Here is a 19,074-nt window from a genome sequence, read left to right as displayed (position 1 = left end):
TCCTTCCTCAGCGCGGGTCCGCGAGCACGAAGTAGCTTTCTTCCTCCTGCGCGAAGTGCAGGCGCAGCACGGCGTCCAGGCCGTAGAGGGTGGCGCGCAGGTCGTCGACCTGGTCCGCGGTCATGCCGTCCGGCTCGGCGACGTGCCGTCCGAGGCGGCGCACCAGCCGTTCGATCTCGGCATGACCGCGGCTCATGGGGACTGTCGCGTGCTGGTCGCGGAACTCCTCCGACAACGCCGGGTAGAGCTCGTGTTCTTCGGCGCGTTCGTGGGGCAGGAGCCGCTCGGTCACCAGCTGGTGGGCGTGCCGCACGGCCTCTGCCGCCTCCACCGTCATGCCGCCGTGCAGTCCGTCTGCGGCCACGCGCACCGCGTCCCGCACGTCCTGGAGCACCGCGTGCTCCGTGTCGAACCGGGCCAGCAGCCTGGTCGTCTCCGGCCGCATCCTCCCGTGCCGCAGCGGAAGCAGGGCGCGCAGCGAATAGAGGATCACCGCGACGTCGATCGCCTCCTGGACGAACGCGCCGCCGACGGCGGGCAGGAACCCGAACGCCGCGAAGCCCATCGCCACGAGCGCGAGGCCCATGCCGGCCGCCGCGCTCTGGGTGGCGATCCGCTTGGCGTGCGCGGCGACCTCGACACCGTCGGCCAGCCGGTCGATGCGGTCGTCCAGGATGATCGCGTCCGCCGCCTGGGCGGCTGCCGCGCTGCCGCGGTTCCCCAGCGCCACACCGACGTCGGCCGCGGCGAGCGCGGGCGCGTCGTTGATGCCGTCCCCGACCATCACGGTGACGCCGCCGGACCGTTCTTCCCGGACTCGCGAGACCTTGTCCTCCGGCGTGCACCGCGCCACCACGTCGTCGAACCCGAGCAGTCCGGCGACGTCCTGCGCCACGGACGGCCGATCGCCGGTCAGCATCACCATCCGTCGCAGGCCCGCGGCCCGCAACCGACGCACCGTCCTGACGGCCTCACGCCGCACCGGATCGCGCAACAGCAACGCCCCGACGAACTTCTCGTCGGTCCTGACCCACACGACCGTCGCCGCGTCCAGCCGCGCTTTCCCAGCCGCCGCGCGTTCCCAGTCCTGGCTGGGCTCCTCGTCCCGGTCGCCGACGCGGACCGAAGACGGCCCGACGCGTCCACTGACACCGTGACCAGGCCGTTCGTAGACCTGCTTGGCGGGTTCGACGTGCAGTCCCGCGGTTCTGGCCGCCTCCACCACCGCCGATGCCAGCGCGTGCGTCGACAGCTGCTCCACCGAGGCCGCGATGCCGAGCACACCGGGGGCCGTCCAGCCGGGCGCGGGAACGACGTCCACCACGACGGGCCGCCCGACCGTGACGGTTCCGGTCTTGTCGAGGACCGCCACCCGCGCGCTGCCCAGCGCCTCCAGCGCCTGCCCGTCCCGCAGCACGACGCCGACGCGGGCAGCACGCGACATGCCCGCCGTGATCGCGACCGGCACGGCGAGCAGCAACGGGCACGGGGTCGCGGTCACCAGCACCGCCACCGCCCGCGTCAACTCGCCGGTCACCACGGTCGCCAGCCCGGCCACCAGTACTGCGACCGGCAGGAACACCGTGGCGATCCGGTCCGCCACACGCACGACGGGCGCACTCATGGCCGCGGCTTCCTCGGCCAGCCGGACGACTCCCGCGTACGTGCTCTCCTGCGCCGTCACGGCGGCCTGCACGTCGACCGCGGCCCCGACGACCAGAACGCCGCTGCGCACGCGTTCGCCGCGCAGCCGGTTGACCGGATCCGGTTCACCGGTCAGGGCGGACTCGTCGAACGTGGCGTCGCCGAGCAGGATGCCGTCCACGGGCACGACCTCGCCCGGCCGCACCACGACCTCGTCACCGGGCACGACCTCGTCCACCCCGACCGTGCGCAGCCCGTACACCTGCCGCACGTGCGTCTGCCTCGGCGCGCGCTCCAGCAGTGCGCTCAGGTCGCGCCGAGCCCTGCGCCGCGCGTAGTCGTCCAGCGCGTGCCCGGTCCCGACCATGACGGCCACGACGGCGCCGGCCAGGTACTCGCCGACCGCGAGCGTGCCGACGAGGGCGAGCACCGCGAGCACATCCGCGCCGAAACGCTTGGCGCGCAGGTCCTCCACGACCCACCACACCGCGGGCACGACGGCCGCCGCCGTCGCGACGGCCCACCAGATCCGCGCGCTCGGCGGATCCTGGAGCCACACCACCCCGCCCGCGATGGTGGCGAGCACCACCGCGGTCAGGAAGACGTGGCCGGCTCGTGCTTTCACAGCAACGGCCCAGGGGTCAGCGGCACGGCGGCGTCGACGGTCGACGGCTCCGGCCGCTCCGCCTTCGGCTCGCGGATCACGACCACCGGACAGGAGGCGTGGTGCACGCAGTACGAGCTGACCGAGCCCAGGATCGCCTCGACGATCGTGCCGTGGCCGCGGTTGCCGACCACGAGCAGCTCGGCGTCCTTGGAGGCGTCGGTCAGCGCGGTCCGCGGGTCGGCTTCGACGAGGATCCGGCGGATCTCGACGCCTTCGAACCCCTCCACCGCCTTGTCCAGCCCAGCCTGGGCCGCGGCGCGCATCGCCTCCGGCGACATCCGCATGACCACCTCGGCGGGCACCGCACCGATGACGAACCCGTAGTCCGGGTGCCACGCGGAGACCGCGTCCACCCGGCAGCCACGGCGCCGGGCGTCCTCCACGGCCCATTCCAACGCCGCCCGCGCGGCAGCCGATCCGTCCACGCCGACCACCACGGGCCGGGATTCGTTCTCGCTCATGCACTTGAGCCTCCCGGCCCGCGTGATCAGCGGTGAGTGGCTGGGGTCCTGTGCGGCGCGGGACCTTCGTCCTACCAGACCATGCCGAGCGCCACCGCGGCCACGACCGGAACCAGCCATCCGGCGAGCCTCACCGCGAACCCCGGCCCGCCCGCGACCGTGGCCAGCACCAGCTTCACCACCGTGTTCGTGGCGAGCGCGGCGCCACAGGCGAGCACCGCCGTGTGCACCGGAATGGACTGCGGTGCAAGAGAAGCGGCCGCGATGGCGGCGGCGTGCGCGTCCGCGAGCCCTCCGAACGCTCCTGCGGCCACCACTCCCCCGCCACCCAGCCATTCGGCCGCCGTGCGGGTGATCACCAGGAACAGCACCAGGACCCCGGCCAGCGTCAACGCCGCCTTGATCGACATCGGCCTGCCGGCCACCGGTTCGGCGTCCGCGTCCGCGGGTTTCGTGCGCCACACGAGCCAGGCCACCTCCACCAGCAGCACCACCGCGCCGGCCCCGGCCGCGGGCAGCAGCCGCAGTGCGACCGGTGGACTCGCCACCGCCGTCACCGCGACGATCTGCGCGAGCGTGGCCAGGTTCACCGCGACAGCACCGGGAAACGCCGCCGCGCCAACGGCTCGGTACTTGCGGGCCATGACGCCGTCGTCGCCGAGCCGGACACGAAACCACCGGCGAACCCTGTGACCAGGAGACCCCAGCGCTGCCCGAAGGCCCGTGCCGCCACGTACCCGGCCCACCCGATCACCGTCACGGCGATGACCAGCCACCACACCCTCGTGGGGTTCAGCACCCCGTACGGCCCGAGGGGTCGATCCGGCAGCAACGGCAGGACCACGAACGCGACGACGAACAGGATCATCGCGTCGCGGATGTCCTGATCGCTCAGGACTTTGCGGGCGAAGCGGTGCAACGGCCGTTTGGCGGCGAGCAACGCCGCGATGACGACTCCGACCGGAACCGCCAGCTCGGGCCGTTGCCACGCCAGTGCGCCGAGGAGGAAGGCGGTGATGGCCGCGATCTCCGTCGTCGCACCGGGTTCGGTCGTGCGCAGGTACCAGGCGATCACCAGCGCGGCGACCGCCACGAGCGCTACGCCGAGCAGTACCGGAGACACCGCCGCGCTCACCGCACCGGCCAGTGCGATCAGCGGGAACGTCCGCGAGCCCGCCGGGCGCACCGAGTCGCGCGCGTTGTCGTGCTCGCGCTCCACACCCAGCAGCAGGCCGATCGCGAGCGCCGTCGCGAGGTGCCCGAGCGCGACCGCCGTGTCCACCGGCTCAGCCCGCGGCCTTCACGACGTGGGCGTCAGGTCCGGGGAACACCAGGGTCTCGTGGTCGGAGTCCAGCCACCGCACGAGGTACGGCGGTGTGCCGTCCTGGTGCCGGACCTCCACGATCAGCCCGCGTCTCCCGCCGTGATCGATCACCGGTCCTTCGACGACCAGCCAGTCGCCCGCTTCCGCCTTCATGGCCCACCTCCGCTCGGGTTCCTCACGAGGGTTCGCCTCGGTCGTGGGCGTCAGCAGGGCGGATGGGCTCGCCCGCGTCATGACGTTGGTCCCTGCCGGCCGATGTGGGGTGACGGCCACGCTCGTGGTGAGCGATGGGAGCGGAGATGAAGAAACCTGTGATCGTGGTGGGCGTGGACGGCTCTGAGCAGTCGAACGCCGCACTGCAGTGGGCACTGAAGGAGTCGGCGCGGCGAGGCGCCAGGGTTGAGGCCGTGCTGACCTACTTCCACGAGTCCGCGTTCGTGCCGGCAACCCTGATGGGCCTGAACCCGTACGGCGAGCGGCCGCAACGCCACCCCGCCCAGGAACTGCACGCCAACGTGCAGCTGGCCTGTGCGGCGGTGCCCGGCGCGCCGGACGTCGCCGAAGTCGTCGAGGTGGGCGACGCGGCGGACCACCTGGTCGAAGCCTCCCGGCACGCCGACCTGCTCGTGATCGGGACGCGCGGTCACGGCCGGGTCGCAGGCGCTGTGCTGGGCGGAGTCGCCGTGAAGTGCCTGCAGCGCGCGGAATGCCCGGTCGTGGTCATTCCACCGCGCGCCGTGAAGTGACCGGAACCGGCTGAGGCGGCCTCCCCCACCACGGGGAGGCCGCCTCAGCGTTTCTCACTCGGCGGGCCGGACGATCGCCAGCGGGCACGGCGCGTTGTAGACGAGCGCCTGGCTCGTCGACCCGAGCAACATGCCGGCGAACCCGCCGTGTCCATGGCTGCCCACCACCACGAGCTGCGCCTCCGCCCCGTACCTCATGAGAGCCCGCACCGGACGGTCCCGCAGCACCACCCGGTGAACGGCGACGTCCGGGTACTTCTCCTGCCACCCGGCCAGACGCTGGGCCAGCAGCCGCTGTTCTTCCGCCTCGACCTGGCCCCAGTCCACGGTGAACCGCGACGCGCTGTACGCGCTCTCCACCATGAAGTCCTGCCAGCACATGATCGCGGTCAAACCGCAGCCGCGCATCGAGGCCGCTTCGAAGGCGAACGCCAGTGCGGCCTCGCTCGTCGGCGAGCCGTCCACACCCACCACCACCGGGCCACCGGGCACCGAGGTGCCACGAACGACAACGGTCGGGCACTTGCCGTGTGCCGCGAGGGCGAGCGCGGTCGAGCCGACCAGCAGGCCGGTCACGTTGCCGAGTCCTTGGGAGCCCAGCACCATCAGCCGGGCGTCACGCGACTCCTTGATCAGCAGATGTGTCCCGTTGTCCTCGAAGACCTCGGTGGTCACCTCGACGTCCGGCGCCACCCCACGAGCCGCAGCGACCGCTTCGGTCAGCCACCCGTGGGCCTGCTCCTCGATGGCGTCGCGGATCTCGTTGCCGGTCATGATGATCTCCGGGTATCCCCTGACCGGCAGGGAGTACCCGTGCACGAGCCGCAGCGGTGCGTGGTGGCGGGCGCAGTCGTCGGCAGCCCACTTCACCGCGGCCAACGCCGACGACGAGCCGTCGACACCGACCACGACCGGGGCGTCGGGTCCCTTCATCGCTTTCCTTCCGTCAGCACGCGCACGCGCAGCACTCCGGGAACCGACCCGGCGAGCGCGCCGAGCACGCGTTCGGTCTCGTCGTCGGCGGCCTCCCCGCCGACCACTGCTTCACCGTCCCGCACCACGACCGTCCACTTGCGACTGCCGCCGCTGTAGAGGTCGAGCATCCGCTGGGCTTCGGCCGACACGGTCGTGTCCGTGCGGGCGAGGACCCGCACGAGGTCACGCCGGGTGACCACGCCGACGACCGTCGAGCCGTCGACGATGGGCACGCAGCGGATGCGGTCGTCCACGAAGACGCGGGCGATCACGGCCCCTTGCGCGCCGGCGTCCATCGCGACGGCGGGCGAGGTCATCACCTCGCCCACGGTCCTGCCGCCCGCCTCGTCGACGTAGCCGTTGCGCAGCAGATCCGCCTCGGTGACGATGCCGATGAGCCTCTTGTCGTCGTCCACGACCGGCAACGCGGTGAACCCGTGCGAGACGAGCAGCGCCGCGGCGCCGCGCACGGGCACCTCCGGCGTCACCGTGATGGCCGGGCTCGTCATGATGTCGCGAGCACGCATGGCGCTTCTCCTCTCCGATCCTTGGCACCCACGAGCAGCAACGCCTGCGGGAAACCCGCCAGTTCGTGACGTTCGATCAACCCCGCCCGCCACTCCTGCCGGTGCATCAGGTGGATCACCGGGCGGACCCTCAGCCCTGCCGGCCGCGCCGCGAGCACTGCCGCCTGCAACGCCGCCCCGCCTCGCACGTGGTCCGGTCGTCCATCGCCGACCGTCACGACCACGAGGGTGTCGTCGTCGACCGGGTGCAGTTCGGTTCCGGCCCAGTGGTTGGCGGACACGAGATCGCGGGCCTCACCGTCTCCGGTGCCCTCGGAAAGCCGTATTGCCTGGTGCTGGGCAACCTCACGCAGGTCCGGCGGTTGCCGCCGGTCGGCCTTCACGACCGCGATCAGGTCCGGGTTCGCGTGGTCGGACGGGAACACCACCTTGGCGTGCCACCCGGCCGCCCGGATGGCGAGCACGATGTGCTCCAGGGCCGCGCCGCAGGTCAGCAGCCGGTCCATGCCCAGCGGGTCGTGCGACGACCTGTGCCGGACCTCGTAGAGGTACACCGACCGGTTGTGCAGCTCCAGCACCCAGGGTTTGCCCGGGCTGTACATGGGCGCGCTCCTGGCCGCTTCCACGATTTCCGCCGCCTCCGCGGCACTCCAGCGCATGCTTCGACGATCCGGTGCACGGTGGTGCGCCGGACAGGGCGGAGGGTCTCGCCCGGCGCGGGACGTTGGACTCTGCGAGCGAGTGCGAGCGGCGTTCCACGCTGGAATCCCCCGGACGAGGAGGTTCCATGAGCACCGCCAAGAAGTGGTCGGTCGAGATCCACATCGACGAGCACGAGTCGCGAACCAGAGCGCAGGCCCGTCTGCACACCGCGGACAGCACCCACCTGATCGGGCTCGGCCTGGCCCGCCTCAATCCATCGGACCGCGACGTCCCCGAGATCGGCGACGAGCTCGCCGTGTCACGCGCGCTCGCCGATCTCGCGCACCAGCTGCTCGACGTGGCCGCAGGCGACATCGAGGGCGTCACGCACGCCCCTGCACAGCTGAGCAAGTGAGGAGCGGACGATGTACTACGGCACCCCGATGGGCTGGGGCGGCTTCGCGATGATGACGCTGGGCATGATCGTGTTCTGGAGCGTACTGCTCACGGTCGTCGTGCTCCTGGTCCGCCGTCGCGACGACCACGGCGGTTCGGCGCTGCACATCCTCGAGGAGCGGCTGGCGAGGGGCGAGATCGACACCGACGAGTTCGACCGGGTCCGCAAGACCCTGCATTCTCGTTGAGCAGAGTCTTTGGTCCCTGTGTCGGCTCGCCCATGCGGAGGATCGTTCAATCGAGTCGTTGAGCGAGAGGTGGTAGCGGTGGTCGCGCGTGTGTTCCTGGTGGACGACCACGAGGTGGTCCGCGTCGGGATCAGGGAACTGCTCAGCGCCTCGGACGACCTCGAGGTCGTCGGCGAGGCGTCCTCGGTCACCGAGGCGCTCACCAGGGTGCCCGCGGTGGCGCCGGACGTCGCCGTCCTCGACGTGCGGCTGCCCGACGGCAACGGCATCGAGCTGTGCCGGGAGCTGATGTCCCGGCTGCCCGACCTCAAGTGCCTGATGCTCACGTCGTTCACCGACGACGAGGCGTTGTTCGACGCGATCATGGCCGGCGCGGCCGGGTTCGTGCTCAAGCGGATCGTCGGCACCGATCTGACCAACGCGGTGAAGACCGTCGCAGCCGGACACTCGCTGTTGGACGCACGGTCGACCGCAGCGCTGCTCAAACGGATCCGCCGCGAACGCGAGAACGGCGACCCCGTGCGCATGCTCACCGAGCAGGAGCGCACGGTGCTCGACCTGATCGGTGAGGGCCTCACGAACAAGCAGATAGCGGACAAGATGTTCCTCGCCGAGAAGACGGTGAAGAACTACGTCTCGCACCTGCTCGCCAAGCTCGGCCTGGAGCGCCGCACGCAGGCCGCCGTACTCGCGTCCAAGCTGGCCAAACCCGCGCCACTGGAAGAGGGCTAGTCCAGAGGGACCTGCCAGGTCACCCGCGTACCGCCGCCGGGTTCCGCTGCGACGGAACAGGACCCGCCGTAGCCCGCCGCGCGCTGCTCCAGGTTGCGCAGGCCGCTGCGGGCCACCTGCGGCGGCATCCCCACGCCGTTGTCGACCATGGTGATGATGAGCGTGTCGCCCGCCTCGACGGTCAGCGTCAGCTCAGTGGCGCGGGCGTGCCGCAGCGCGTTGCTGACCAGTTCCCTCACCACAGCCTCGGCGTGCTCGCCGATGTGGTCGGGCACGAGGTTGTCGATCGTGCCGCTCATTCGTACCGCGGGCGTCAGCTCCGCGCCCTCCGTGAGTTCCGCGACGACGTCGAGCAGTCGGCGGCGCAGGCTGATGTCGTCGTCGGCCGCCTGCAGGTCGAAGATCGAGGTCCGGATCTCCAGCACCGTCTGGTCGAGCTGGTCGACCGCCTTCTGCACCCTGCGCTTGGCCTCAGGGTGGTTCACCCACGCCAGCGCGCCCTGCAGGCTCATCCCGGTGGCGAACAGCCGCTGGATCACGTGGTCGTGCAGGTCCCTCGCGATGCGATCGCGGTCCTCCAGCACGTCCACGAGCCGTCTGGCCTTCTGGTTCTCCGCGAACTCCAGCGCGACGACCGCCTGGTCCGCCAGCGAGGCGAGCAGCGGCATCAGATCCGCCCCGAACGGCATCGCGCCCTTCTCCCGCACGGTCACCAGCAGGCCGGTCACCGCGGTACCCGCACGCAGCGGCACGACGACGCACGCGCCCAGCTCCGTTCCTTCCGAGCCGAACAACCCCTCCAGTTCCTCCACCAGCATCGGTGCCCCTGACTCAAGCACCTCGGCGAGGACGGTTCCCGAGGAGTCGATCATGCCGTCGACCAGTGGCGCGCCCGCCTGTGCCACCGCGTACATGCGCTGGTCCAAGCCGTCGGCGAGCAGCACGGCCACGCTGTTCGCGGCCGCCAGCTCCAGGGACCGGTGGACGATTAGCTGCAGCGCGTCCTCCGCCGAGGCGCCGCCCAGGAGCTGCGAGTTGATCTCCGCGGTGGCCTCCAGCCACCGCTCCCGCAGCCGCGACCGTTCGAAGAGCCTGGCGTTCTCCACCGCCACGCCCGCGGCCGCCGCGAGCGCTTCCAGCACGACCTCGTCGTCAGCGGTGAAGTCCGAGTCGTCCCTCTTCTCGGTCATGTACAGGTTGCCGAAGATCTCGTTGCGCACCCGCACCGGCACGCCGAGGAAGCTGTGCATCGGCGGATGGTTCGGTGGGAAGCCGACGGAGGCCGCGTGCTCGCTGAGGTCGTGCAGACGTATCGCACGCGGATCCTTGATCAGCAGGCCGAGCAGCCCTTTGCCCTCCGGCAGGTGGCCCATCGTCGACCGGGTCTCGGGATCGATCCCGACGTAGACGAACTGGGAGAGGTTCTCGCGCTGCCCGAGCACTCCCAGGGCGCCGTAACGCGCCCCCACGAGCTCCACGGCAGCCTGGACGATGCGCTGGAGGGTGGAGTCGAGCTCCAGACCGGCGCCGACCGCCAGGACGGCGTCGAGCAGCCCCTGCATCTTGTCTCTGGTCGAGCCGATCTCGGCAAGGCGCTCGCGCATCTCGTCTAGCAGATCGTCGAGCCTCAGACCGCCCAGCAGGCTGCGCGACCGGCTCTCTGCTGAACCCGTCATGGGATCAACCCTGGCATGCGGTCGTTGTGACGCCAAGCAGTCCCGGCCAGGTCGGGACCTTCGGCGGTGGGGTGCGGCACAACGAACGGGTGAAAGTTGCGGAAAACCAGATTCATCAAGCAACACAACGGGGTGACGGGATGGTTGACATGATCGCGGCGCTGGGGCTGGCGCCGGACCGGGTGGAGGCCGTGCTGAAGTCCGCGTCGCTCGCGCCGTCCGTGCACAACAGCCAGCCGTGGCGGTTCCGCGTGCTGCCCGACCGCATCGAGCTGCACGCCGACCTCTCCCGCAAGCTGCCCGCCACCGACCCGGAAGACCGCGAGCTGCGCCTGTCCTGCGGTGCTGCGCTGTTCAACCTGCGCGTCGCGCTGCAAGGATTCGGTGTCCGCCCGTTGGTCACGATACTCCCAGGTCAGGAGGCGCCCGGCGTGCTCGCCACCATTCGCAGAGGCGGCGATCTCAAGCCTGACGACGAGATGCGGGCGCTGCTCAAAGCAGTGGCGAGCCGTCGCACCAACCGCCGGCCGTTCTTCGAGTCCGGTGTGGACGCCCGCCACCGACACGCCCTGGTACGGGCGGCCGAACTCGAACGCTCGTGGCTGCACATCGTCGGATCACGCGAGGAAGTCGCGCGGATGAAGGGCTTCGTCCGCCGAGCCCACGAGATCCAGCAGGAAGATCCAGAAGTGCAGGCCGAGCTCGACGCCTTCACCGGGCATCGGCCGGACGCGACCGACGGCGTGCCACCCGCGTCCGCCGGCGTCCGCCCCGAGGCGCAGGACGAGTGGGCCTTCCGCGACTTCCACCCCGGGCAGAAGCACGACCGCCTGTCCGGAAAGGACTACGAGTCCAATCCACTGGTCGCCGTCGTGTGCTCGCACTACGACGGCCCGCTGGGCGAGATCCAGGCAGGCCAGGCCATGCAACGCGTGCTGCTCACCGCGACCACGCTCGGGCTGTCGGCGTCGTTCATGTCGCAGCCGGTCGAGGTCAGGGCCGTGCGCGAGGAGCTGCGCCGGTCGCTGGGCGGCCTCCTCGTGCCGCAGACCGTGCTGCGCATCGGGTTCAGCACCCCGGTCCCCGCCACACCGCGGCGACCGGTGGCCGAACTGCTCATGGAGCCCACGAACTCGAAGGGCTGAAGCGGTCACACCAGGACCCGTTCCCCGTCTCTCGGCACCACCGCGGTCCATCCGTGCTCAGTCGCGATGCGGTCCGCCAGGGTTGCCGCGCTCTCAGGTTCACCGTGGACGACGTACGTCACGCCAGGCGCGGGTCCGCCGGTCGCCCAGCCGACCAGCTCGTCGGCATCGGCGTGTGCGCTGAACGCGTCCAGCACCCGAACCTCGGCCTTCACCGGCACGTACCGGCCGTGGATCTTGATCTCGCGGGCGCCGTCGACGAGGGACCGCGCCCGCGTGCCCACCGCCGCGTAGCCGACGATGACGACGGTGTGCCGGTTGTTGGGCAGCATGTGCTTGAGGTGGTGCAGCACGCGGCCACCGGTGGCCATGCCGGACGCGGAGATGATGATCGACGGCTTCTTCGGGTCGTTGGCCTGCATCGACTGGGTGGCGGTGTGCAGTTCGGCCAGCTGACCGGGGTCGAAGGCGTCCTCGCGGTGCGTCAGCTCGGGACGGATCTCCGGCCAGCTCTTCGCGATCGCCTGCCGGTAGACCCGCAGTGACGCCAGTGCCATCGGGCTGTCCACGAAGACCGGCAGGTCCGGGATCTGCCCCGACCGCACCAGCTTCGCGAGCTCGATGAGGATGACTTCGGTGCGGTCCACCGCGAACGCCGGGATCAGCACGCTGCCACCACGGGCGGCCGTACGTCGGACGGTCTCCGCGAACAACGCCGTCGTGGCGGCGTCGTCGTGCGGGCGGTCGCCGTAGGTCGACTCGATCAGCAACGCGTCGCAGTCAGGTCTCGGCTGCGGTGGCAGCAGCACGCGGTGGGCGGACCTGCCGAGGTCGCCGCTCACGACCACGCTGCGCTCGCCGAGCGTCAGGTGGGCCCAGGCCGAGCCGAGGATGTGGCCGGCGCGGCCGAACTCCAGGTCCACGCCGTCGGCGATCGAGCGCGCGGCCCCGAAGTCGATGGGCCGGAACAGCTTCGTGGCACGCTCCGCGTCGTCCGCGTCGTACAGCGGCAATGCCGGCTTGTGCTTGGACCAGCCCGACTCGTTGGCCTGACGGGCCTCCTCCATCATCAGGTGGGCGCTGTCCGCCAGCACGATCGCGGCCAGATCGGCCGTGCCCTCGGTGGTGAAGACCGGGCCACGCCATCCGTGCCGCACCAGCACCGGCAGGTAGCCGCAGTGGTCCAGGTGGGCGTGGGTGAGCACGACGGCGTCGAGCCGGTCGAGGTCGAGCGGCGGCCGTTGCCAGTTCCGCCGCCGCAACGGCGCCAGCCCCTGGAACAACCCGCAGTCCACCAGGACCTGCGAAGTGCCGGTGTCGAACAGGAACTTGCTGCCGGTGACCGTGCCGGTGCCACCCAGGAACGTCAGCGTGCTCATAGTCGTGCCTCCTCGTACGTGAGATCACACCGTCGTTCCTGAGCGGGCGGGCGCCACAGCGGCGCGGGGCCCGGTGACACGAGGACTTTCGTCCCTCGCAGGTGGCCACCCTCCGCTCTGGGAACGACTCCGGCGCCAGGCGAGGGTGAAGGCATGGAACCTGTCGTGGTGATCGCAGACGGCTCTCCGTGGACCGAGGAAGCCGAGCAGTGGGCCGCCGCTCACGCGAAGCTCGTCGACGCCGAGGTGGAGGTTCGCCGGCTCGAGGAGCACTTCCACGCTCAGCTCGTGGTGCTCGGTCACCAGGGCCGGACCGCATCGCCGCTCGGCCTCGGCAGGCACGTCCTGGCCGCCGTGTGCGCCGCGGGGTGCGATGCGGTGGTGGTTCGCGGCGCTCAGGACGCGCGACACGGCTTGCACGGTCGCATCACCGCGCTGGTCAGCGGAGGCGTCGATGACGAGGGCGTGCTGGCCCGTGCCGTGGTCTTGGCGCAGAGCCACGGCGCCGCACTGCGAGTCCTGCACGCCGCACCGCTGTCCGTGGTGCGCGCGGACCTCGACGAGGACCACAGCTGGGTGCTGGAGCGCTCGACCGACCTGCTCGCGGGGTTCCCGCACAGCGCGGTGCTCGTGCGCAGCCAGCCGCACGAGGCGATCAGCCGCTGCGCGGACACCGACCTGCTTGTTGTTGGCCCTGGCGAGACCCGTACGTGCGGTGCCGTGACCAGAGCCGCACTGCACCACGCCCCTTGCCCCGTGCTCGTGGTGCACCGATCCGCTCAGGAGGAACATCGTGGCACCCTTACCCTTCCCGCTCCTCGCCGACCAGTTCGCGCCAAGGTCTGAGTTCGGCCGCACCGACCACGTCGTCGTGGGCGCCGATCCGGTCTCCACGTACAAGGCGGTGCACGACCTCGACCTCACCGACCTGCACGGCTTCCTCGTCACCGCCGCCGTGCGGCTGCGCGAGCTGCCCGAACGATGGCGCGAGCAGAGCACTCCCCGGCAGCGCACGAGGCTGACGATCCAGGACCTTGACGCGGGTACCGACTGGGTGGTGCTCGGCGAGAACCCGGGCAACGAGATCGTGTTCGGCGCGATCGGCAAGGCCTGGAAGCCCGTCGTCAAGTGGAAGCCCGTCGAGGCGCGGGACTTCATGGACTTCAACGAGCCCGGCTACGCGAAGGTCGTCTGCTCGATCTCCACACTCCCCTACGGCCAGCGCCGCACGCTCGTCACCGCCGAAATGCGCGTGACGCTCACCGACCCGCGCGCCTGGCTGAGCTTCCGCCGCTACTGGCGGGTCAGCACACCGTTCGTGGGCATCATCAGCCGCGCGATCCTGCGGACCGTCAAGCACTCCGCGGAAACCGGCGGCCTGCGATGAACGTCATCAGCACCCGGCAGCTCAGCAAGTCCTACGGCAGAACCGTCGCGCTGCGGGACCTGAACCTCGAAGTGCGTCCCGGCGAGGTTTACGGGCTGCTCGGCCCCAACGGCGCCGGCAAGACCACCACGCTGCGCCTGCTGGTCGACGTGATCAGGCCGACCCGCGGCAGCATCAGGCTCTTCGGCTCGTCCATGTCGCCCCAGCTGCGCGGCCGGATCGGTTACCTGCCAGGTGACCTCGTGCTCTACGACCGCCTGACCGGCGCCGACTACCTGCGTTTCTGCGGGGCGTTGCGCGAACATCCCGACCTCTCCGAGGCGTTGCGGCTCGCCAAGCGCCTCGACCTGGACCTCGACCGGCGCACCGGCGAGCTCTCCAAGGGCAACCGCCAGAAGCTGGGCATCGTGCAGGCGTTCGGGCACCGGCCGGAGCTCGTGATCCTCGACGAACCCGCGAGCGGCCTGGACCCGTTGGCGCAGCGGGAGTTCCACACCTACCTGCGCGAGTACGTCGACGGAGGCGGCACGGTGCTGTTCTCCTCGCACGTGCTGTCGGAAGTCGAGCACGTGGCCGATCGAGTCGGCATCCTGCTCGCCGGCAGCCTCGTCGTCGAGGACACCGTCACGTCGTTGAAGGCCAACGCCGTGCGAGAGCTCACGTTCACCTTCGGCGAGGAGGTCGCGGCGGCTTCCTTCAGCGGGATTCCCGGTGTGCGGGCGGCGGTTCAGGTGAGCGGTACCGAGGTCCGCTGCCGCGTCGTCGGCACGGTCGGCGAGCTGGTGCGCACCGCCGCACGGTTCCCGCTGCTCAACGTCACGAGCCACGAACCGGACCTCGAGGACATCTTCGTCCACTACACCGAGGAGCACTCCGATGACGACTGAGCTGGTGAGGAAGTCGTTGCGGGACAACCGGGGCAGCACGACCGGCTGGGGCATCGCCCTGGTGGCGAGCGTGCTGCTGCAGCTCGCCGTGTACCCGGCCATCCGGGACGCCGCCGACGAGTTCGAGCAGCTGCTCGAATCGTATCCGGAGTCGTTCAAGGCGCTGTTCAACCTCCAGCAGTCGCTCGCCAGCGGGGTGGGCTACCTGCAGGGCGAGGTGTTCGGTTTCCTCGCACCGCTGGTGCTGCTCGGTGTCGCCATCGGTCAGGCGTCCAGGGCGACCGCGGGCGAGGAGAAGGGGCACACCATGGACCTATTGCTGGCCAACCCCGTTTCCCGCACCCGCCTGCTGCTCGACAAGGCGCTCGCGGTGTTCGTCTCGGTCGCTCTCGTCACGGTCGCCTTCGGGGCCGTGCTGGTCGTGGGCAGTTCGGTCGCAGGACTTGGCGTGCCGTGGCCCGACCTGGTCTTCGCGGTCACCGCGAGCGCCGTGGTGGCACTGCCGTTCGGCGCGCTGGCGTTGCTCGTCGGTGCGCTCACGGGCCGTCCGGGTCTCGCGGTCGCGCTGCCGGTGGGGCTCGGTCTCCTGACCTACCTGCTCGACGCTCTCTCCCCGCTGTCAGAAGGACTGCGGCAGTGGCGGGTGCTCTCGCCGTTCCACCACGCCTCGGTGAACGACGCGCTGAACGGAGATCCGAACTGGCTCGGTCTGACCGGTCTCGTCGTGCTCACTGGTCTGCTGGTGATGGCTGGGGGGATCGTGTTCGAACGGCGGGACATCAAGAGTTGAGAGGCGCTCGCGCCTGGAGGCGTCATTCGAGGTGCCCACTCAGCGGCATGTCCTCGTTGTCGCCACTGGACCGCACGGCCTGGCAGGGGATCTCACCGGTGCTCGGCCAGGCGACGTCGAGCTCCTCGGCGAGCGCATCGAAGATCGGTGTACTCGTCATGGCAGTCACCATGTGGCAGTTCGTCGTCACGGCGTAAGGGGCCGTTCTGCCACTGTGAAATGCGTTTTACGGTCGTGAAACGCCACTGTGCGCGAACGGGTCTGTGGGCTGCCACGCCACCGGCAGCAGCACCTCCACGCCGTCGCGTGCCGCGAGAGCTGACAGCCGACGCATCGTGAGGTCCAGGTCGTCGGCCGGACGGGGCAACGGACGCAGCGGCTTGTCCAGCGAGACGAAGAAGTCGTCCCAGTGCACCGGCACCACCCGGTGGGCGCCGGTCGCGCGCACGACCTCGTCCCAGTACTCCTCGACGTACCGGGCCGGTTGCCTGCCCAGCGTGCCCACGCCCAGGTACACCACGTCCGCACGTCTGCCGTGCAGCGCGCCGGGCCGGAAACCCGCACTCGCGTGCACCAGTACCGTCCCGCTCGGGTGCGAGACGAAGACCGCAAAAACGGTGCCGGTGTGCCACTCCTGACTCCTGCGTGGCGGCACCAGCGCGGCGTCCACCGTGCCGGGGTACCGGTCGCCGGGACTGTGCTCGGACTCGACGAACGCCAGCTCGAACCGGCCGTAGATGAGCACGTCGCCTTCGCCGACGACGCGCAGGCTCGGTTCGGCCACGCCGAGACCGCGCCCGATGTTGGCCGTCGACTCCGAGCCGACCAGGTCCGCTCCGGTCAGCGAAGCCCACACCGGCGCGTCCAACGCGTGATCGTAGTGGGAGTGCACGCAGACAACGGCGGCGAGCGGCGGCGTGCCGAGGCGCTCGACCGCCCGGCTGACCACGTCGGGGTCCGGAGCGATCCTGCCGAACGCGACCCGCGCCAGACCTGGCCGCGTGACGAAACCGTCGGTGAGCACTGCCGTGTCCCCGTCACTGAGCAACACCGAGCTCGTGCCGAGGAACCACGCGGTCACGTCACCGAACCCGGCCGACTGGGCCGCGTAGCGCCCGAGCTCCGGGCGGCTCAACCACAACCTCACCGCCGCATCATCCCGGACCGACCGGCGAAAGGCCCGTAGCGGGGCAGGACCCAGGGCCCTGGCCAGGCCGGCACCGCCGCCTCGACGCTGGTGGGCATGGACACCGACAGCTACATCGCCTTCCTCGTCATCAGCACGCTGCTGGTGATCATCGACGCGGTGATCATCACGATCAGCGGCCGCAAGTACCTCAGCGACGACGAGCGCCCCGGCAGCGGCGTCGCCGCGAGCTGGCTCACCTCCACCTTGTTCACGCTGATCGTGCTCGGGCTCGTCGCCCTGATCTCCACGGTGGACCTGCCCGTCGACGGCTCACTGCAGAAGACCGTGACCAAGCTCGGCCTGGTGCTGCTCCTGCTGGCCGTGGCCCACGCGATCACCATGGCGGTGCTCACCCGCTACCGGGGAGAGGAACGCCAGGAACACCTCGCGGAGGAACTGGCCGAGCAGAGTCGGGGACACGCGAAGAAGCCCGAGGTGTCGCGCTCGATCGAACGCGACGAACCGTACTCGACGGTGTAGGGGGTTTGTGATGTCCCGATTGCTCAGATCAGCGGCAGCCGGGGTGCTGACCGCGGTGCTGTGCCTCGGCACGTCCACCGGGCCGGTGTGGGCCGACGACCAGGCGCCGGTCGAGACCACCACGGCGGCGCCCAGCCCGACGCAGGCCTCACCCACCGAGACCACGCCCGCCGAGAAGAGTCCGCCGGAAAGCACGCCGACCAGCCCGGCCGCCACCTCCGCACCGACGACGACCACACCGACGACCGCCGAGCCGCCGCCGTCCGCCGCGCCCGTCGCACCGGCGGCGGACCTGGCGGACCTCCAGCTGCGGGTCTGGTTCGACAAATCTTCGTACCGGTCGGACGAGGTCATCTACGTCCACGCCGCCGTGACGAACGCGGGCACCGCGACCGCGAACAACGTCGTGGTCACTTCAACGGGCAACATGGACAACTCCTGGTGGCCTCCGCTCGACACCTCCGGAGTGACCATCGAGCCGGGACAAACCGTCGAAGCAACCACCTACGGCAGGCTTTCCACGGACGAGGAGACCGTGCACCTCGTCGTCACCGTCCGGCAGACCAGCGGTGAACCCGACGCCAACCCCGACGACAACACGGTGGTCGCGTCGGTACCGGTCGTCATTCCGCGCGGCAGCTTCCGCGCCACCATCTACGGGGACCGCGACGGTGATCAGGTGATGGATCCCGGCGAGGCACTTGCCGGTGTCAGCGTGCACATCTCGGGCGGTTTCCCCCACACCGAGCGCACCGCGGTCACGGACGCGAACGGCGTGGTCGTCTTCGGAAATCTGCCCACCGGCAGTTACTACACCTCCGTGTACTGGTACGACTCCGGGTGGTACGTGCCGAGCTGGGACGGAACGGTGACCGGCGTGGACGACCCCGACGTCCTCCTGCGGGCAACACCGGAGCTGTCGGATGACAGGCTCAAGGCGTCGTTGGCCTTCACGCAGGAGTCGTATCGGAGAGGCGACACGCCTCGCGCGATCCTCAGGTTGCACAACACGAGCTCCGTGCTGCTCACCGATCTGACCGCCGGCTGCGGCGGTGCGGACGAGGGAGAGCTGACACCGGGCGGTCCAGGCGCCGTTCTGCACGCTGGCGAGAAACGCGACTTCACCGTGACGATGGCGCCGATCACCGATGAGGTGGCCTCGACGGGCTACGTTCGTCTTTACTGCACGGTCAGCGCCGGAGGCAGCAATCTCAGCACCCCGCTCACCGCGCTGGCGCGCGTGCCGGGCGGCGTGGCGCCCCGAGTGACCGGCGGGCTCATCCGGGTGAGGGGCCACAACCCCACCGAACCACCGTGGGGGGACCCGGTGCCCGACGTGAAGGTGTACCTGCGCGACGCGATCAGCGACGCGCTCGTCGTCCGGGCCGTCACCGACGCCAGCGGGCGCTTCACGTTCTACGACGTGCCGGCAGGCCTCTACAACTCCGGCGTGGTCGGACCGTGGCAGCCCTACGGGGGCACGGAATTCGCCGTACGGGCCGGTGAAGACGGCTCGCCCCGGCACTCGATCTACGTGGTGCCGGGACCCGACCAGCCAGACCCTGACGCCGTTCCGCCAGGCGGCACACCACCGGACGGTGGCCCGCCTCCGGACACCGCTCCGCCCAACGGCACGCCGCACCTGGCCGCGACCGGGACCGGCGCCGCGCGGCTCGCGCTGAGCGGCCTGCTCACCCTGCTCATCGGCACCGGTCTGGTGCTGATCGCCCGCCGGGGTCCCAATGGTCCCGGCTCGCGCAGGACCTAGTCCCCTCATC

23 protein-coding genes are annotated in these 19,074 nt (G+C 70.5%); 11 read left to right on the top strand and 12 right to left on the bottom strand.

The genetic code is table 11. The features are described from left to right. Positions 1-7 precede the first annotated feature (7 nt). From ACWEIJ_RS36930 to ACWEIJ_RS36910, 5 genes are all read right to left on the bottom strand, one after another. The gene (locus ACWEIJ_RS36930; protein ID WP_449841899.1) at positions 8-2,269 is read right to left on the bottom strand and encodes a heavy metal translocating P-type ATPase; all 2,262 of its coding nucleotides are present in this window, start codon (positions 2,267-2,269) and stop codon (positions 8-10) included. Beyond that, a complete protein-coding gene (locus ACWEIJ_RS36925) occupies positions 2,266-2,772 on the bottom strand; it encodes a universal stress protein (protein ID WP_449841898.1) in 507 nt (168 codons plus the stop codon). Before ACWEIJ_RS36925 ends, ACWEIJ_RS36930 begins: the two co-directional genes overlap by 4 nt. 71 nt (positions 2,773-2,843) lie before the next feature. Beyond that, positions 2,844-3,416: a DUF4010 domain-containing protein gene (locus ACWEIJ_RS36920; RefSeq protein ID WP_449841897.1), complete on the bottom strand. Its 573-nt coding sequence runs from the start codon at positions 3,414-3,416 to the stop codon at positions 2,844-2,846. Continuing rightward, on the bottom strand, positions 3,359-4,054 hold the full coding sequence (locus tag ACWEIJ_RS36915) for an MgtC/SapB family protein (protein ID WP_449841896.1): 696 nt from the start codon (positions 4,052-4,054) through the stop codon (positions 3,359-3,361). The genes ACWEIJ_RS36920 and ACWEIJ_RS36915 overlap by 58 nt, the downstream gene beginning before the upstream one ends. 4 nt (positions 4,055-4,058) lie before the next feature. Then, positions 4,059-4,331, bottom strand: a complete 273-nt coding sequence (locus ACWEIJ_RS36910) for a DUF1918 domain-containing protein (RefSeq protein WP_449841895.1) — start codon at positions 4,329-4,331, stop codon at positions 4,059-4,061. A 65-nt stretch (positions 4,332-4,396) separates the two neighbouring features. Here ACWEIJ_RS36910 and ACWEIJ_RS36905 point away from each other — a divergent pair, with 65 nt between their 5' ends. After that, complete coding sequence (locus ACWEIJ_RS36905) at positions 4,397-4,843, top strand: universal stress protein (protein WP_449841894.1); 447 nt, start codon at positions 4,397-4,399, stop codon at positions 4,841-4,843. A 54-nt stretch (positions 4,844-4,897) separates the two neighbouring features. On the opposite strand, the gene ACWEIJ_RS36900 is transcribed toward ACWEIJ_RS36905, so the two are convergent. Genes ACWEIJ_RS36900 through ACWEIJ_RS36890 form a run of 3 tightly spaced genes read right to left on the bottom strand, consistent with a single transcriptional unit; the run spans position 4,898 to position 7,004 of the window. Next, positions 4,898-5,776 (bottom strand): universal stress protein, encoded by an 879-nt coding sequence (locus tag ACWEIJ_RS36900; RefSeq protein WP_449841893.1) that lies wholly within the window; start codon positions 5,774-5,776, stop codon positions 4,898-4,900. Continuing rightward, positions 5,773-6,345, bottom strand: a complete 573-nt coding sequence (locus ACWEIJ_RS36895; RefSeq protein WP_449841892.1) for a CBS domain-containing protein — start codon at positions 6,343-6,345, stop codon at positions 5,773-5,775. The genes ACWEIJ_RS36900 and ACWEIJ_RS36895 overlap by 4 nt, the downstream gene beginning before the upstream one ends. Beyond that, positions 6,324-7,004: a hypothetical protein gene (locus ACWEIJ_RS36890; protein ID WP_449841891.1), complete on the bottom strand. Its 681-nt coding sequence runs from the start codon at positions 7,002-7,004 to the stop codon at positions 6,324-6,326. The genes ACWEIJ_RS36895 and ACWEIJ_RS36890 overlap by 22 nt, the downstream gene beginning before the upstream one ends. A gap of 128 nt (positions 7,005-7,132) precedes the next feature. Between ACWEIJ_RS36890 and ACWEIJ_RS36885 the strand changes: the two genes are divergently transcribed. From ACWEIJ_RS36885 to ACWEIJ_RS36875, 3 genes are all read left to right on the top strand, one after another. Continuing rightward, positions 7,133-7,402, top strand: coding sequence for a DUF1876 domain-containing protein (locus tag ACWEIJ_RS36885; RefSeq protein WP_449841890.1), 270 nt, complete (start codon positions 7,133-7,135; stop codon positions 7,400-7,402). A gap of 10 nt (positions 7,403-7,412) precedes the next feature. Then, entirely contained in the window at positions 7,413-7,631 is a 219-nt protein-coding gene (locus tag ACWEIJ_RS36880) for an SHOCT domain-containing protein (RefSeq protein WP_449841889.1), read from the top strand. 78 nt (positions 7,632-7,709) lie between these two features. Next, positions 7,710-8,363, top strand: coding sequence for a response regulator (locus ACWEIJ_RS36875; protein ID WP_449841888.1), 654 nt, complete (start codon positions 7,710-7,712; stop codon positions 8,361-8,363). Here the strand turns inward: ACWEIJ_RS36875 and ACWEIJ_RS36870 are convergent. Continuing rightward, on the bottom strand, positions 8,360-10,039 hold the full coding sequence (locus ACWEIJ_RS36870) for a GAF domain-containing sensor histidine kinase (protein ID WP_449841887.1): 1,680 nt from the start codon (positions 10,037-10,039) through the stop codon (positions 8,360-8,362). The genes ACWEIJ_RS36875 and ACWEIJ_RS36870 overlap by 4 nt on opposite strands. Before the next feature lie 140 nt (positions 10,040-10,179). Between ACWEIJ_RS36870 and ACWEIJ_RS36865 the strand changes: the two genes are divergently transcribed. After that, positions 10,180-11,184, top strand: coding sequence for an Acg family FMN-binding oxidoreductase (locus ACWEIJ_RS36865; protein ID WP_449841886.1), 1,005 nt, complete (start codon positions 10,180-10,182; stop codon positions 11,182-11,184). Positions 11,185-11,189: 5 nt separating this feature from the next. Here the strand turns inward: ACWEIJ_RS36865 and ACWEIJ_RS36860 are convergent, their stop codons facing one another. Further along, a complete protein-coding gene (locus tag ACWEIJ_RS36860) occupies positions 11,190-12,563 on the bottom strand; it encodes an MBL fold metallo-hydrolase RNA specificity domain-containing protein (protein WP_449841885.1) in 1,374 nt (457 codons plus the stop codon). Between the two features lie 153 nt (positions 12,564-12,716). On the opposite strand from ACWEIJ_RS36860, the gene ACWEIJ_RS36855 reads away from it, so the two are divergent. The 4 genes from ACWEIJ_RS36855 to ACWEIJ_RS36840 are packed head-to-tail and all read left to right on the top strand — an operon-like array spanning position 12,717 to position 15,627. Then, positions 12,717-13,409, top strand: coding sequence for a universal stress protein (locus tag ACWEIJ_RS36855; RefSeq protein ID WP_449841884.1), 693 nt, complete (start codon positions 12,717-12,719; stop codon positions 13,407-13,409). Further along, positions 13,357-13,950, top strand: a complete 594-nt coding sequence (locus tag ACWEIJ_RS36850) for a hypothetical protein (RefSeq protein ID WP_449841883.1) — start codon at positions 13,357-13,359, stop codon at positions 13,948-13,950. The genes ACWEIJ_RS36855 and ACWEIJ_RS36850 overlap by 53 nt, the downstream gene beginning before the upstream one ends. Then, positions 13,947-14,837 (top strand): ABC transporter ATP-binding protein, encoded by an 891-nt coding sequence (locus ACWEIJ_RS36845; protein WP_449841882.1) that lies wholly within the window; start codon positions 13,947-13,949, stop codon positions 14,835-14,837. The genes ACWEIJ_RS36850 and ACWEIJ_RS36845 overlap by 4 nt, the downstream gene beginning before the upstream one ends. Further along, the gene (locus ACWEIJ_RS36840; protein ID WP_449841881.1) at positions 14,827-15,627 is read left to right on the top strand and encodes an ABC transporter permease subunit; all 801 of its coding nucleotides are present in this window, start codon (positions 14,827-14,829) and stop codon (positions 15,625-15,627) included. The genes ACWEIJ_RS36845 and ACWEIJ_RS36840 overlap by 11 nt, the downstream gene beginning before the upstream one ends. Positions 15,628-15,649: 22 nt before the next feature. Here ACWEIJ_RS36840 and ACWEIJ_RS36835 read toward each other — a convergent pair whose 3' ends face one another. Both ACWEIJ_RS36835 and ACWEIJ_RS36830 read right to left on the bottom strand, forming a co-directional pair. Then, positions 15,650-15,787, bottom strand: coding sequence for a hypothetical protein (locus tag ACWEIJ_RS36835; protein ID WP_449841880.1), 138 nt, complete (start codon positions 15,785-15,787; stop codon positions 15,650-15,652). A 66-nt stretch (positions 15,788-15,853) separates the two neighbouring features. After that, entirely contained in the window at positions 15,854-16,774 is a 921-nt protein-coding gene (locus tag ACWEIJ_RS36830; protein ID WP_449841879.1) for an MBL fold metallo-hydrolase, read from the bottom strand. A gap of 96 nt (positions 16,775-16,870) precedes the next feature. On the opposite strand from ACWEIJ_RS36830, the gene ACWEIJ_RS36825 reads away from it, so the two are divergent. Next, on the top strand, positions 16,871-17,296 hold the full coding sequence (locus tag ACWEIJ_RS36825; protein ID WP_449841878.1) for a hypothetical protein: 426 nt from the start codon (positions 16,871-16,873) through the stop codon (positions 17,294-17,296). Positions 17,297-17,306: 10 nt separating this feature from the next. Beyond that, positions 17,307-19,064: a hypothetical protein gene (locus tag ACWEIJ_RS36820; RefSeq protein WP_449841877.1), complete on the top strand. Its 1,758-nt coding sequence runs from the start codon at positions 17,307-17,309 to the stop codon at positions 19,062-19,064. The last annotated feature ends 10 nt before the right edge of the window (positions 19,065-19,074 follow it).

The organism is Lentzea sp. NPDC004789, from assembly GCF_053601075.1.
The sequence above is the reverse complement of the archived record's forward strand: the minus strand, read 5'-3'. Positions and strand labels throughout refer to the sequence as shown.